This window comes from Gracilibacillus orientalis (assembly GCF_900114645.1).
Classification (GTDB): Bacteria; Bacillota; Bacilli; order Bacillales; family Amphibacillaceae; genus Gracilibacillus; species Gracilibacillus orientalis.
This window is the reverse complement of record NZ_FOTR01000013.1, coordinates 16,665-31,070: the sequence shown is the minus strand read 5'-3', so window position 1 is coordinate 31,070 and position 14,406 is coordinate 16,665. Positions and strand designations below refer to the sequence as shown.

12 protein-coding genes are annotated in these 14,406 nt (G+C 36.6%); all 12 read left to right on the top strand.

The genetic code is table 11. From position 1 onward, the window contains the following. Nucleotides 1-98: 98 nt before the first annotated feature. The 12 genes from pnp (at nucleotide 99) to BM121_RS18255 (ending at nucleotide 14,318) form a co-directional block, all read left to right on the top strand. Complete coding sequence (gene pnp / locus BM121_RS18310) at nucleotides 99-2,210, top strand: polyribonucleotide nucleotidyltransferase (protein WP_091485384.1); 2,112 nt, start codon at nucleotides 99-101, stop codon at nucleotides 2,208-2,210. 968 nt (nucleotides 2,211-3,178) lie between these two features. Beyond that, nucleotides 3,179-4,399 (top strand): M16 family metallopeptidase, encoded by a 1,221-nt coding sequence (locus BM121_RS18305; protein WP_091485382.1) that lies wholly within the window; start codon nucleotides 3,179-3,181, stop codon nucleotides 4,397-4,399. A 19-nt stretch (nucleotides 4,400-4,418) separates the two neighbouring features. Next, on the top strand, nucleotides 4,419-4,658 hold the full coding sequence (locus tag BM121_RS18300; protein WP_091485380.1) for a YlmC/YmxH family sporulation protein: 240 nt from the start codon (nucleotides 4,419-4,421) through the stop codon (nucleotides 4,656-4,658). Between the two features lie 259 nt (nucleotides 4,659-4,917). Continuing rightward, the gene (dpaA, locus tag BM121_RS18295) at nucleotides 4,918-5,802 is read left to right on the top strand and encodes a dipicolinic acid synthetase subunit A (protein ID WP_091485379.1); all 885 of its coding nucleotides are present in this window, start codon (nucleotides 4,918-4,920) and stop codon (nucleotides 5,800-5,802) included. A gap of 99 nt (nucleotides 5,803-5,901) precedes the next feature. Further along, nucleotides 5,902-6,492, top strand: coding sequence for a dipicolinate synthase subunit B (locus BM121_RS18290; RefSeq protein ID WP_091485377.1), 591 nt, complete (start codon nucleotides 5,902-5,904; stop codon nucleotides 6,490-6,492). 94 nt (nucleotides 6,493-6,586) lie between these two features. Then, nucleotides 6,587-7,639, top strand: a complete 1,053-nt coding sequence (asd, locus tag BM121_RS18285) for an aspartate-semialdehyde dehydrogenase (protein WP_091485375.1) — start codon at nucleotides 6,587-6,589, stop codon at nucleotides 7,637-7,639. Nucleotides 7,640-7,652: 13 nt separating this feature from the next. Next, entirely contained in the window at nucleotides 7,653-8,864 is a 1,212-nt protein-coding gene (gene dapG / locus BM121_RS18280) for an aspartate kinase (RefSeq protein ID WP_091485374.1), read from the top strand. 177 nt (nucleotides 8,865-9,041) lie between these two features. Beyond that, nucleotides 9,042-9,914, top strand: coding sequence for a 4-hydroxy-tetrahydrodipicolinate synthase (gene dapA, locus BM121_RS18275; RefSeq protein ID WP_175495501.1), 873 nt, complete (start codon nucleotides 9,042-9,044; stop codon nucleotides 9,912-9,914). A 178-nt stretch (nucleotides 9,915-10,092) separates the two neighbouring features. Beyond that, the gene (locus BM121_RS18270; RefSeq protein WP_091485370.1) at nucleotides 10,093-10,812 is read left to right on the top strand and encodes a ClpP family protease; all 720 of its coding nucleotides are present in this window, start codon (nucleotides 10,093-10,095) and stop codon (nucleotides 10,810-10,812) included. Then, nucleotides 10,809-11,030 carry a YlzJ-like family protein gene (locus BM121_RS18265; RefSeq protein WP_091485368.1) on the top strand — a complete coding sequence of 74 codons (222 nt, stop codon included), beginning with the start codon at nucleotides 10,809-10,811 and terminating at the stop codon, nucleotides 11,028-11,030. Before BM121_RS18270 ends, BM121_RS18265 begins: the two co-directional genes overlap by 4 nt. Before the next feature lie 139 nt (nucleotides 11,031-11,169). Then, complete coding sequence (locus BM121_RS18260; protein WP_091485367.1) at nucleotides 11,170-13,488, top strand: FtsK/SpoIIIE family DNA translocase; 2,319 nt, start codon at nucleotides 11,170-11,172, stop codon at nucleotides 13,486-13,488. Between the two features lie 107 nt (nucleotides 13,489-13,595). Beyond that, nucleotides 13,596-14,318 carry a GntR family transcriptional regulator gene (locus tag BM121_RS18255; RefSeq protein WP_091485365.1) on the top strand — a complete coding sequence of 241 codons (723 nt, stop codon included), beginning with the start codon at nucleotides 13,596-13,598 and terminating at the stop codon, nucleotides 14,316-14,318. Nucleotides 14,319-14,406: the final 88 nt, after the last annotated feature.

Below are 14,406 nucleotides of genomic sequence, written 5' to 3'. Positions count from 1 at the left end.
TTATGTTTAATAAATGGAACTAGTTACATATGTGGAAACAACGTGCTAAAATATAAGTAGTAATGTACAAGCATAGTTGTTTTGAGAGGAGTACAATAATGGTAGAAGAAAAGAAAGTATTTTCAACAGAAATAGCTGGTCAGCCATTTCGTGTTGAAATTGGAGAGTTGGCCAAACAAGCAAATGGAGCATGTATGGTGCATTATGGTGACACAGCTGTATTAGCAACTGCAACAGCTTCAAAAGAACCAAAAGATTTACCTTTTTTCCCGTTAACCGTCAATTATGAAGAACGTTTATACGCGGTTGGTAAAATCCCAGGTGGTTTTATTAAAAGAGAAGGTAGACCGAGTGAAAAAGCAGTATTAACATCAAGACTAATTGACCGTCCCATTCGACCATTGTTTCCAGATGGTTTTCGGAATGAGGTACAGGTAATTAGTACTGTTATGAGTGTGGATCAGAATTTACCATCTGAAATCGCAGCAATGATCGGTTCATCGATCGCTTTAAGCGTATCTGACATACCTTTTGCGGGACCAATTGCAGGTGTCGTGGTAGGAAGAGTAGACGAAAAATTTGTTATTAATCCAACATTAGATGAACGTGAAAAAAGTGATATTGATCTAACGGTAGCTGGTACAAAAGATGCGGTTAACATGGTAGAAGCTGGAGCAGACGAAGTACCAGAAGAAATTATGCTAGAAGCGATTATGTTTGGTCATGAAGAAATTAAACGGTTAATAGCTTTTCAGGAACAAATCATTGAAGCATTACAAGTAGAAAAAACAGATATTAAATTATTTGAACCTAATGATTCTATTGTAGAAGAAGTGGAAAAGAAAGCAAAAGATCGACTAGTAAAAGCAATACAGGTACAAGAAAAACATGCGCGTGAGGTAGCAATTGATCAAGTCAAAACAGAAATAAAAGCAGAATATGAAGAAGCTGAGGCAGAAGCTGACACATTAAAACAAGTTGCGGCTGTTTTAGATAAAATTGTGAAAGAAGAAGTTCGTCGACTGATTACAAAAGAAAAAATACGTCCAGATGGAAGAAAAATTGATGAAATCAGATCGTTATCTTCTAGAATTGGGGTATTACCTCGCACACATGGTTCCGGTCTATTCACTCGTGGTCAAACACAAGCATTGAGTGTGTGTACATTAGGAGCATTGGGTGATGTGCAAATTCTTGATGGTCTAGATGCAGAAGAATCCAAACGTTTTATGCATCACTATAATTTCCCATCTTTCAGTGTTGGGGAAACAGGACCAATCCGTGGACCAGGTCGACGTGAAATTGGGCATGGTGCATTAGGTGAACGTGCCTTAGAAAAAGTAATACCAGATGAAAAAGAATTCCCGTATACAATACGTCTTGTTTCGGAAGTACTAGAATCTAATGGTTCTACGTCTCAAGCAAGTATTTGTGCAAGTACATTAGCAATGATGGATTCTGGAGTGCCGATAAAAGCACCAGTTGCCGGTATTGCCATGGGACTTGTCAAAACCGGTGAAGACTATTCAATCTTAAGTGATATTCAAGGTATGGAAGACTTTTTAGGAGATATGGACTTCAAAGTGGCGGGTACAGAAAAAGGTGTTACAGCGCTGCAAATGGATATTAAGATTGAAGGCTTATCTCGCGAAATCCTAGATGAAGCGTTAAGCCAAGCAAAAATAGGTCGCATGCACATTCTTTCCCATATGTTAGAAACGATTCAAGAGCCTAAAAATGAATTGTCTGACTATGCTCCAAAAATTTTAACAATGGATATTAAACCAGATAAAATTCGTGATGTGATTGGTCCAAGTGGTAAACAAATCAATCAAATCATTGAAGAAACTGGCGTTAAAATTGATATTGAACAAGATGGACATGTCTTTATTTCTTCCACTAATACGGAGATGAACAAAAAAGCTCAAAAAGTAATTGAAGATATTGTTCGTGAAGTAGAAGTTGGACAAATGTATCTAGGTACGGTGAAACGTATTGAAAAATTTGGTGCTTTTGTAGAATTATTTAAAGGCAAAGAAGGATTAGTTCATATTTCGGAATTAGCGGAAGAAAGAATTGGTAAAGTAGAAGATGTTGTATCAATTGGCGATCAAATTATGGTCAAAGTAAAAGAAATCGACCGTCAAGGACGTGTCAACCTCTCAAGAAAAGCTGTACTAATTGAAGAAAAAGAAAAAGAAAACAATTAATCAAAAAGAAGCTGGCCAACCAGTTTCTTTTTTTAAACCTTCAGAAAATATAAAAGAAATACATAACACATAAACTGCGAAGTAACTGTCATGTGAATTTGCTGCTTTCATTCTGATTAATGGTGAGTGCTAGGAAACGCTACGGTAAGATACTGCGCTTTCCACGGCCTCAGCCTCCTCAGAAAACCAAGTACGTTTTCTTGCGGGGTCTTCGGCTCGCGCTGTTCCCGTAGGAGTCTACGTATCTTACCTCCGCTTTGCGTAGTGTTCTGATTATCGAAAGAAGAGAACTATGGAATGATATTCTATGGATTTCTTCTTGCATGATAAGAAATGCACACTAAGCTGCGGAAAAAACACTTCCTTTCACCAAGGGCACAAGTGCAACATCTACTCAAGCGCTTTCGTAGTGTTTTCTATGCCGTCGGGGAACGCTTCAGCCAGGGGACTACTTGAATAGACTTCTTTGTTCCCTTGCGCCGAGGAAACATACTACGAAGCGTTACTAGAAGACACAGGCGCATCACGGGGGTCTTCAGACTGTTCCTTTCCCACAGGAGTGTCGTATTTTTCCGCAGCTTCGTATGGTTTTCTGATTAAGTGAGAAAAGATCCACGAGATGGATTTTGTCCTTTCAATCATCAGAAAATCATTATCAGCGTAGGCAGAATACGGAGACTCCTGTGGGAACAGCGCGAGCTGAAGATCCACTTGGTAAAGTGATTTTCTTTACCAAGTTAGCTGAAGCCGTGCCCACTGCATAGAAGACACTGTGAAAACTTGGTTGAGCAGATGTCGCACTTGTGCCCTTGGGTAAAAGCGAAGTGTTCTGCCGTAGCGTATCCATGTACATATCTTTAATCAGAATGGAAGGAAACTTTAATACAGACATTTTCACTGTTGCGCAGTTTGTATCTACTACGATTTAGTTTAGGTACTTATAGCATGGAATTTAGGAGGATTTGGATTTGTTACATCGTAAAGAATGCAGTAATGGGATGCGTATTGTTTTGGAAGAAGTCACTTCCGTAAGGTCGGTAACTATCGGTATATGGGTCAAAACCGGCTCGAGAGAAGAGGACCCAGAACTAAACGGCATATCTCATTTTATTGAGCATATGTTATTTAAAGGAACAGAAAAGCGAACTCCACAAGAGATTGCTGAGGCGTTTGATGGCATTGGTGGCGAAATTAATGCGTTCACTTCAAAAGAATATACTTGCTTTTACGCCAAAGTCCTCGATACTCATAAAGAATTGGCAATCGAAATTTTAGCAGACATGCTACTTCATTCAACATTTGATCAAACAGAGATCGAAAGAGAAAAGAAAGTAGTGTTAGAAGAAATAAATATGACAGAGGATACTCCAGACGATATTATCCATGATTTATTAGCTGAAGCAGCTTATCAACAACATCCAATAGCAAAACCAATATTAGGATCAAAATCTACTATTAATCAGATGTCAAAACAAGATATGCTTCACTATCTGCAAAATCAATACATTCCCGAGAACATCGTTGTGTCGATCGCCGGAAATGCAAATCATAATTTTATTAACACGGTGGAAGAAACTCTTACAGTACAGAGAAATGAGACTTTATCTGATAGGAAATATTTAAGCAAACCTACATTTCATCCCAAACAAATTTCACAAACAAAAGAAACAGAACAAGCCCACCTCTGTTTAGGATATGAAGGTGTTCGGATAGAAGACGAACTTGAATATGCCATGTTGATTGTTAATAATGTGTTAGGTGGGAGTATGAGCTCTAGATTGTTTCAAGAAATAAGAGAAAAAACAGGAATGGCATACTCAATCTTTTCCTATCATAGCGCTTTTATTGACAGTGGCATGTTAACAATTTATGCGGGAACAGCAAAAAATCAGTTGTATATTGTCCAAGATAAAATTCATCATATCGTTGATCAATTAAGAAAGAATGGTTTAACCACTAAAGAGTGGGAAAACAGTAAAGAACAACTAAAAGGACTTTATATGTTAAGTCTAGAGAGTACTAACAGCAAGATGGGCCGAAATGCGAGAAATGAATTATTGTCACAGGGCCATCCTTCTCTCGATGATATTATGAAAAAGATTGATGATGTGAAACTAGATGATGTTCAATATATTCTCGATACACTACAGTCTGATAGTGTGGCAACTGCCATTATTTCACCTGAATAACAGATTGGAGGTGTTATTGATGCGTTTTAATGATTTAAGCAGTAAAGAGTTGATAGACTTAACAACAGGATCCAGACTGGGTGTTTTAGGTCAATCAGATCTTGAAATCGATGAAAAAACAGGACAAATTATATCTTTTACAATTCCACAATACAGTATGTTCGGATTAAGAAAGTCAGAGTCCTATTCACGGATTGATTGGAAACAAATCAAAAAAGTTGGAGACGATATGATTATTGTAGAAACAGATGAAGTTTGAAAAACGAAGCTAATTGAAGCTTCGTTTTTTTGTAGGGTAATGAACTGGGTATAAAACCACAAGTGTTATCTCCAGATACCTCCATTCCGTTCCTCGTCGTGTTTCCGTTATCCATTGCGGTTCAGGGCCTGTTTGTACGGGCGCTTTGCACTTTTCGTAATTCCTAGGGTATTTGCCCCTTCACTTCTGTTCCGTGTTTTCATATGATAATTTTAAATAAGATTTATTTGTTTAGACAGAGATTTGGTGAGGTGACAAGATGCAAAAGACTAAACAAATTGCTATCATTGGAGGCGATGCACGTTATTTGCCTTTAATACACGCACTTAAAACGATTGATCAATTAAATATTCGAATATTAGGTTTTGAACAAGTAGAGCAAAGTTATACAGGTGTCATGCAATCAACAATCGAGAATTTAGATACATCTAAATTAGATGGTATCATTTTACCAATTACAGGTATAGATGATGAAGGCTACGTCGAAACAATGTTCTCTAATGAGAAAATACAATTAACAGAAACATGGTTTCAGGGATTACCAGAAAATTGTGTCGTGTTCACTGGAATATCCAATCAAAAACTGGATCAGCATATTGAAAACAATAAATTGAAGCTAATCAAATTGATGGAAAGAAATGATGTTGCTATTTATAATTCAATTCCAACTGCTGAAGGAGCTATTATGCTTGCTATTCAACATACTGATTTCACTATCCACCATGCTAATGTATTCATTTTTGGTTATGGGCGAGTTGGTGAAACAACAGCTAATAGTTTTGCTGGTCTCGGAGCTAATGTAGCTGTTATTTCTAAGGAAGAAACCGATTTGGCGCGTGTTTATCAAAGAAGATGGGGAGCGTATTCTTTGGACCAAGCAAAGAATTATATGGATGAATGTCAAATTTTAATCAATACGATTCCTGCAAAAGTAGTAGATAAATCATTAATTGAAAAAATGAATAACCAAGCGATTATTATCGATTTAGCATCCAAACCAGGTGGAATTGATTTTGAATACGCGAAAACCAGAGGCATAAAAGCTATACATGCTTTAGGTTTACCAGGAATGGTAGCTCCGACAACAGCTGGTGAAATTTTAGCTGATCGTATTGCTAAGATACTATTCACCTCCTTAAAGTAACACACAGATGAGCTAGGCATATACTGGGCATATAACGTAAGCCCAAATTGGCTAGCCCTGTGGTTCTGTAACAAGAATATAAGTATAGGAGGTATTTTAGTGGATTTAAAAGGGAAAAAGATTGGATTTGGTTTAACTGGATCACATTGTACTTATGCAGCTGTTTATCCACAAATGGAGAAACTGATTGAGTTAGGTGCTGAATTAGTCCCAGTTGTTTCATATACATTTAAAGATACTGACAGTAAATTCGGTAAAGCTGACGATCATATGGCCCGTGTTCGTGAAATTACAGGTAGAGAACCGATTACAACTATTGTAGATGCGGAACCGTTAGGACCGGTTGAGCCGCTAGATGTTATGCTATTAGCACCTTTAACAGGTAATTCCATGAGTCGTCTCGCAAATGCTATAACGGATGGCCCTGTTTTGATGGCAACAAAAGCAACGATTAGAAATGGAAATCCAGTTGTAATTGGTGTTTCAACTAATGATGCATTAGGCTTAAATGGCGTTAATTTAATGCGGTTGATGTCTACTAAGCTGATATATTTCGTACCATTTGGTCAGGACGATCCAATAAAAAAACCAAATTCAATGGTATCAGATATGACATTAATTCCGGAAACAGTAAAGGAAGCACTTGAATATAAGCAGATTCAGCCCGTAGTTATAGAAAGAAACAAGTAATTATGATGAAATAATTAAAGAATACTCGATAATATGTTATGATAAAAAAGATATCAAATTAAACATTGAAGCAAATGGAAGGAGACAAATAAACATGGCAACAGGACAACAATATAATGTAGCAGTAGTAGGTGCTACTGGTGCAGTAGGAGCAAAAATGCTAGAAACTTTGGATAAAAAGAACTTTCCAATCAATGAATTACTGTTATTATCTTCTAAACGTTCAGCAGGAAAGGAAATGGACTTTCAAGGTAAATCATATACGGTGCAAGAAGCTACTCCGGAAAGCTTTGAAGGAGTAGATATTGCCCTGTTTTCTGCTGGTGGATCAGTGTCTAAAAAATTAGCACCAGAAGCAGTAAAACGTGGTGCGGTTGCTGTTGATAACACAAGTGCATTCCGAATGGATCCTGAAGTACCACTTGTGGTACCGGAAGTGAATGAGGAGGATATCCAGAAGCATAATGGAATTATTGCAAATCCAAATTGTTCAACAATCCAAATGGTAGCTGCTCTTAAACCAGTTCAAGATCAATTTGGTATGTCCAGAGTAATTGTTTCCACATATCAAGCAGTATCAGGAGCCGGAAATGAAGCAGTTGAAGAATTACATTCACAGTCTAAGGCATTTTTAGAAGGTGAAGAATTAAAGCCAGAATTATTACCAGTATCTGGAGAGAAGCATCATTACCCGATTGCTTTTAATGCATTACCACAAATTGATGTATTCCAAGAAAATGGATACACATTTGAAGAAATAAAAATGATAAATGAAACGAAGAAAATTATGCATGATGAATCTATTCAGGTTGCAGCAACTTGTGTACGATTACCACTCTTTACATCCCATGCAGAAAGTGTCTATGTGGAAGTTGATAAAGATGGTGTAACCGTTGATCAGTTCAAAGAAGCGATTAGGAATGCGGATGGTATTGTTTTAGAGGATGATCCAGCTAATCAGGTATATCCAACACCATTAGAAGCAGCAGGTAAATGTGATGTATTTGTAGGCCGCATCCGAAAAGATTTAGATAATGAGAAAGGATTCCATTTATGGGTAGTCTCTGATAACTTATTAAAAGGAGCTGCTTGGAATTCCGTACAAATTGCTGAGTCTTTAGCAAAAAATAACTGGCTCAATAAATAAATGAGGTGGGATCATGCGGGTATTGGTTCAAAAGTTTGGTGGCACGTCTGTTAAAAATAAAGAATCCAGAGAATATGCTATTCGTCATATCAAGGAAGCATTAAGTGAAGGCTATAAAGTAGTTGTAGTTGTTTCAGCGATGGGTCGGTACCCAGAGCCTTATTCGACCGATGCTTTATTATCATTGATTGATGGAAATCATTCCATTTTAAGTAATAAGGAGAAAGATTTATTATTATCCTGTGGCGAAACAATATCTGCGACAGTTTTCTCGCATGATCTACTGGAGCATCAAATAAATGCTATTGCAATGACTGGTGGAGAAGCTGGAATTATTACGACTAGCAATTTTTCCAATGCACAAATTAAAACAGTAGATACTAATCATTTATATCAAGTTTTAACTGACCATCAAGTAGTAGTAGTAGCTGGATTTCAAGGGAAAACGGAGAATGATGAAATAACAACCATTGGCAGGGGTGGGAGTGATACCTCTGCCACTGCATTAGCTGCTGCTTTACAAGCAGAATATGCAGATATATTTACAGATGTAAATGGCATTATGACAGCAGATCCTCGGATTGTTACCAATGCACAAAGATTAGAAACTATTTCATATACAGAAATATGTAATTTAGCTTATCAAGGAGCAAAGGTTATTCACCCACGAGCAGTTGAGATTGCAATGCAGGCCAATGTTCCCATTAGAGTGCGTTCTACAAAACTGAATGATAAAGGAACACTTATTACAAATGTTTCTGAAACAGGTTTTTCTGAAAGTGTACATGATCGATTGGCTACAGGGATTGCATATGTAAATAAAATTACTCAAATAAAAATTCAAGAGGCTAAAGAGCCGCAACAATTACATGTTAAAGTATTTAAAGCGATGGCTGAAGCGGGGATTTCCGTCGATTTCATCAATATATCACCTAATGGTGTTATATATACCATATTTGAACGAGATGAGAATTTAGCTAGGCAAGTCTTAGAAACATTGAACCTTCAACCAATTATTACGAAAGATTGTGCGAAGATTTCTTTAGTCGGAGCAGGAATGTCAGGTGTGCCTGGTGTTACATCCAAAATTGTCCAGACATTAACTAGTAATAAAATACCGATTTTACAATCGGCAGATAGTCATCGTACTATATGGGTTTTAATTCAAAACGTTCATTTAGAATCAGCACTTAATGCGTTACATGAAGCATTTCAATTAGAATAATAAATGTTTGAAGTTTTCTATTGATGAAATTGTATATTCATGGCATAATTATGTTCGCCATTTTTCTATATATGAGCTATATTGTAAAAAAAAGGCAATACATGAAGCGAAAATAAATATTAAATGTTTAGCAATTGCTAATAAGGTGAAGGAGATTGGAAAGGAGATGGTGACATTATGGATTTCGGAAGATTGTTAACTGCAATGGTGACACCTTTTGATGAAAATAATCGTATCGATTTAAATATAACGACGCAATTAATAGAACATTTAATTGCCACTGGATCAGAGGGACTTGTTGTAGCAGGTACAACGGGCGAATCTCCGACATTAAGTCATGATGAAAAAATATCTTTATTTAAACATGTGGTTAAAGTAGTCGATGGTCGAGTACCTATTATTGCTGGAACGGGAAGTAATAATACACAGGCTTCGATCGATCTAACCAAAGAAGCAGAACAAATAGGAGTAGATGGAGCGTTAGTTGTAACTCCATATTATAATAAGCCGAATCAAGAAGGGTTATATCAACATTATCTAGCGATTGCTCAAGAGACCCAATTACCAATTATGTTGTACAATATTCCATCAAGAGCAGTCGTGCGCTTGAATGTGGAAACGGTTGTGGCCTTATCACAAATCGATAACATTGTAGCGGTAAAAGATTCTACTGGTGATCTGGACGGAATTGCTTCTATACTTGAACAAGTGGATGATGGTTTCTCTGTTTATAGTGGTGATGATTCATTAACCTTACCAATTCGTTCTATTGGTGGTTCAGGTATTGTTTCTGTTTCTTCCCATATTATTGGAAAAGAGATGAAAGCAATGATTGAGTTATTCGAACAAGGTAAAGTGGATGAAGCAAGTCGACTTCATCGTAAGTTACTTCCTATTATGCGTGCATTATTTATGGCACCATCTCCTTCACCAGTCAAGTCTGCCTTAAAATATCAACAAATTGAAGTAGGCTCTGTTCGTTTACCGTTAGTACCGTTATCGCCATTTGAAGAACAAAATCTGTTTAGAGTAATTGAATCATTCCAATAACGATTATTATATGGACTCGTTTCTATCTATGTGAAACGGGTTCTTTTTGTGGATATAATACTATCCTTAATATAAACTATACATAAGCAACACTTTTTATAACTGTTAATGTTCACAGAATGAAATAAGCAAGCTGGTTCATACTAATTACTACTATGAAGTAAAGGGGTAATTAGGTATGAAACAACAAAAACAAGAAACGAAAGAAAAAGAGTCACAGTCATCATCACTTGTTGAAAAGATTCAACAATTAGGGCAATCCACCATACCGAATGCACCAGACTCAAATATTCATGTATTATCAATCATCGGTCAAGTGGAAGGACATGTCCAACTACCACCACAAAATAAAACAACCAAATATGAACATCTTATTCCTCAAATAATTGCAATTGAACAGAATCCTAAGATAGAGGGATTAGTCGTGGTTTTAAATACAGTTGGTGGTGATGTCGAAGCAGGTCTTGCTTTATCAGAAATGATTGCATCATTATCTAAACCGACTGTTTCAGTCGTATTAGGAGGAGGTCACTCAATTGGTGTACCTATATCTGTGTCAACCGATTATTCTTTTATAACTCCATCGGCAACCATGACAATTCATCCAATTCGGCTTACAGGTCTTGTTATTGGTGTTCCACAAACATTTGAATATATTGACAAAATGCAGGAACGTGTTCTTCAATTTGTAACGGCTCATTCTAATATCAAAGAAGAAAAATTGAAAGAATTAATGTTCGAAAAAGGAAATTTAACTAGAGATATTGGAACAAATGTAGTCGGACAAGATGCTGTTAAGTATGGTTTAATCAATGAGGTTGGCGGTATAAGTGGAGCAATGTCGAAATTGAATGAATTAATTGGAAGCAAAAAGGATTCTCAGGAGCTGATCCAATGATATTATATACACCACTTAGTTATGAGGATATTCATTATACCGAAAAAGATTACCAACAATTTGAATTTATCAACTATCAAAATAAATCATGTTGTATCCAAAGGTTAGAAAACGGCGATATGCGTATTGTACAATTATTATCTACAAATCCAAACGATTATTTAGCTGAACACTTTTCTCCAGGTACGATTATTTCAAGTAGTGAAAATACCCAATAGAATATTCGTTCTATTTTGGATTCTATGCTATAATAGAAATGAGAATAGAGCTATTTAGACACCCTTGCTAACAATCAGCAAGGGTATTTCATACATATTTACAGTGAAAGTAATGTCTAGGGATTTGAGGAGTGTTTATATGGCAAAAAGAAAAAAAAGAAGGAAAAAACAACCATTAAAAAATAATATAAAGAAGGAATTATTAGGTTTATTATTAGTGTTTTTGGCGATTTTTGGAAGTGGCGCAACGTTGATTAGTGATGGGGCTATTTCATCTCTACTAGAAAATGTCTTTCGTTTTTTCTTCGGAACCTGGTATTTTATTGTTTCACTATTTTTATTATTCGTGGGTATCTACCTTATGGTGAAACGAAAGTGGCCAAAATTAGCAACTCGAAAGTGGACAGGTACGTATCTGGTGTTGGCAGGTTTTTTATTAATGACACATATTCTTACATTTCAAGAAGCGTTTTCACAGCCAGCTAACTATCCTTCTATTACTGGTCAAAGCTTTACCTTTTTTAAAGATTATATCCAGGGTGAGCGTACTTCTGCCTATTTGGGTGGCGGCATGTTTGCTGCAATCATGTTTGGAGTTAGCTATTTTCTATTTTCAAGTGATGGTGCAATGATTGTTGCGGCATTTATGATGTTAGTAGGGATTATTGTATTTTTTAATCTATCAATCGGAGATTTATTCTCAACTATTTTTCATAAATTACAAGAAAAATTACAACACAGTAAACAACGATTTGTAGAATGGAAAGAACAACGAAAAGAAACAGTAACAGAAACAAAAGAAGAAGATAATGATGTTTTACTTGAGAGTGACCAGGATAACAATGATAGTGAACTTCCAGCTATTGCATATGCAAATGAAGATTTAGAAGTGATGGACCAGGATAATAATGAACATGTAGAGACAATAGATGCAAAAGAGTTAGAAGACAAAGAAGAAGAAAAACAAGACAAATGGGATGAATCTGAGTCAGCTCAATTACCAACAACAGAATTTGAGAATCAGGACTATCAATTACCATTAATGAATATATTAGAGCTTCCTAAAAACTTTGGTAAGCAACAAGATAAAACGCATATACAACGAGTTGTTCGCAAGTTAGAAAAAACGTTCCAAAGTTTTGGTGTGAAGGCTCGTGTTACCAAAGTCCATGTTGGTCCATCCGTAACGAAATATGAAGTATACCCTGAAGCAGGTGTTAAAGTCAGTAAAATCGTTAATTTAAATGATGATTTAGCACTTGCTTTAGCTGCTAAGGATATTCGTATTGAAGCACCTATTCCAGGAAAATCAGCAGTTGGAATAGAAGTGCCGAATGAAGAAACAGCAATGGTCACATTACGTGAAGTGATGGAAACGAAAAAGAATCATATTCAGAACAAGTTAGCTTTTGCTTTAGGGAAGGATATTGCTGGTGAATCTGTGATTGCAGAATTAAATAAAATGCCACACCTATTGGTTGCAGGTGCGACAGGCAGTGGTAAAAGTGTTTGTATTAATGGCATTATTACCAGTGTTTTGATGCGAGCAAAACCGCATGAAGTAAAGATGATGATGATCGACCCTAAAAAAGTAGAGCTGAATGTATATAATGGTATTCCTCATTTACTTACACCAGTAGTGACTGATCCTAAAAAAGCTTCAAGGGCGTTAAAAAAAGTAGTATCTGAAATGGAAAGACGCTATGACTTGTTCTCAGAGAGTGGTACTAGAAATATAGAAGGATATAATGAATATATTAAGCGTCATAATGCTGCCGAAGAAGATCAGCAACCACAACTTCCGTATATTCTTGTACTTGTAGATGAATTAGCTGACTTGATGATGGTCGCTTCAAATGAAGTAGAAGATGCAATCACTAGACTGGCACAAATGGCACGTGCAGCTGGTATTCATTTAATTATAGCAACTCAACGCCCATCTGTTGACGTTATTACCGGTGTGATCAAGGCAAATATTCCGTCACGAATCGCCTTTAGTGTATCATCACAAACAGATTCAAGAACAATCCTTGATTCTGGTGGTGCAGAAAAGCTATTAGGTCGAGGGGATATGCTCTTTATTCCGGTCGGATTGTCAAAACCTGTCCGTATTCAAGGAGCCTTCCTTTCTGATGAAGAAGTAGAACGAGTTGTGGATCATTGTGTGGAACAACAAAAGGCACAATATCAAGAAGAAATGATTCCGGAAGAAGAAACAGAAGTGGTACAAGAAGTGGATGATGACTTGTTTGACGACGCGGTACAATTAGTACTAGAGATGCAAACCGCCAGTGTATCCATGCTACAAAGGCGTTTCCGGGTAGGTTATACGCGTGCAGCTCGATTGATAGATGCGATGGAAGATAGAGGGATTGTAGGTCCATATGAAGGCTCAAAACCTAGAACTGTTTTACAAAGCCAAGCATCGGATGATATGACAGCAAATTATTCATCCTAGTACTAAAATTCAAAAGAGACAAACTATTCTTTATTATTCGATCTAATAGTGTTATATTGGGTTGTAATGACAAACTTACATTGGATATAGATTGGTTGGGGGAAGCTATGTTATCTAATTTAAATAACGGATCATCAATCTCTGCTGTTCATTATATTAAAAATTTAATAGAGGATGGACAGTATAAAGAAAAAGAAAAACTGCCTACAGAGTATGAATTAGCAAAAAGTTTAGGTGTAACACGTAAAGAAATTCAAGACGCCATTGCCGTTCTAGAGGAAGAAAATATCTTGATTCGAAGACCAGGTGTGGGAGTTTTTGTACACACAAAACCGATTCTGTCATCTGGTATTGAACAGTTGGGCAGTGTTACGGAGATGATACGAAAATCAGGTAAAAAGCCGGGCGTACAATATATTTCTGCTGAAATTACAGAACCAACAGATGAAGATAAGCGCCGATTTGATCCATTAGAAATTGAAAAATTTGCACAGTTAGAACGAGTGCGTACGGCAGACGGTGACCCTGTTGTTTATTGTATAGACAGAGTGGATAAACGTACCATGCCACTAGAACTGATTCATCGTCAGGAATCTATTTTTCAAGCTTTGAAAACATACGCCAAGAAACAAATAGATTATGCTGTAGCTTATATAGAACCAATCGGTTATCATGAAAGAATTTCACCAATCTTAAATTGTGAACCAGATCAGGCGCTATTACTATTACGACAAATGCACTATACAAAAGATAACGAACCAGTACTATATTCAGCTAACTTTTTTAGAGCAGATGTATTCAGTTTTTACGTTTTAAGAAAAAGATTATAAGGAAGTAGAAAGGCCTAAGAAAAGTGCAGAGTGCGCGCAAGCTTAGTTTCTGGATGCTTGGAGCTAGATAGGATAGATGCCGGGATAA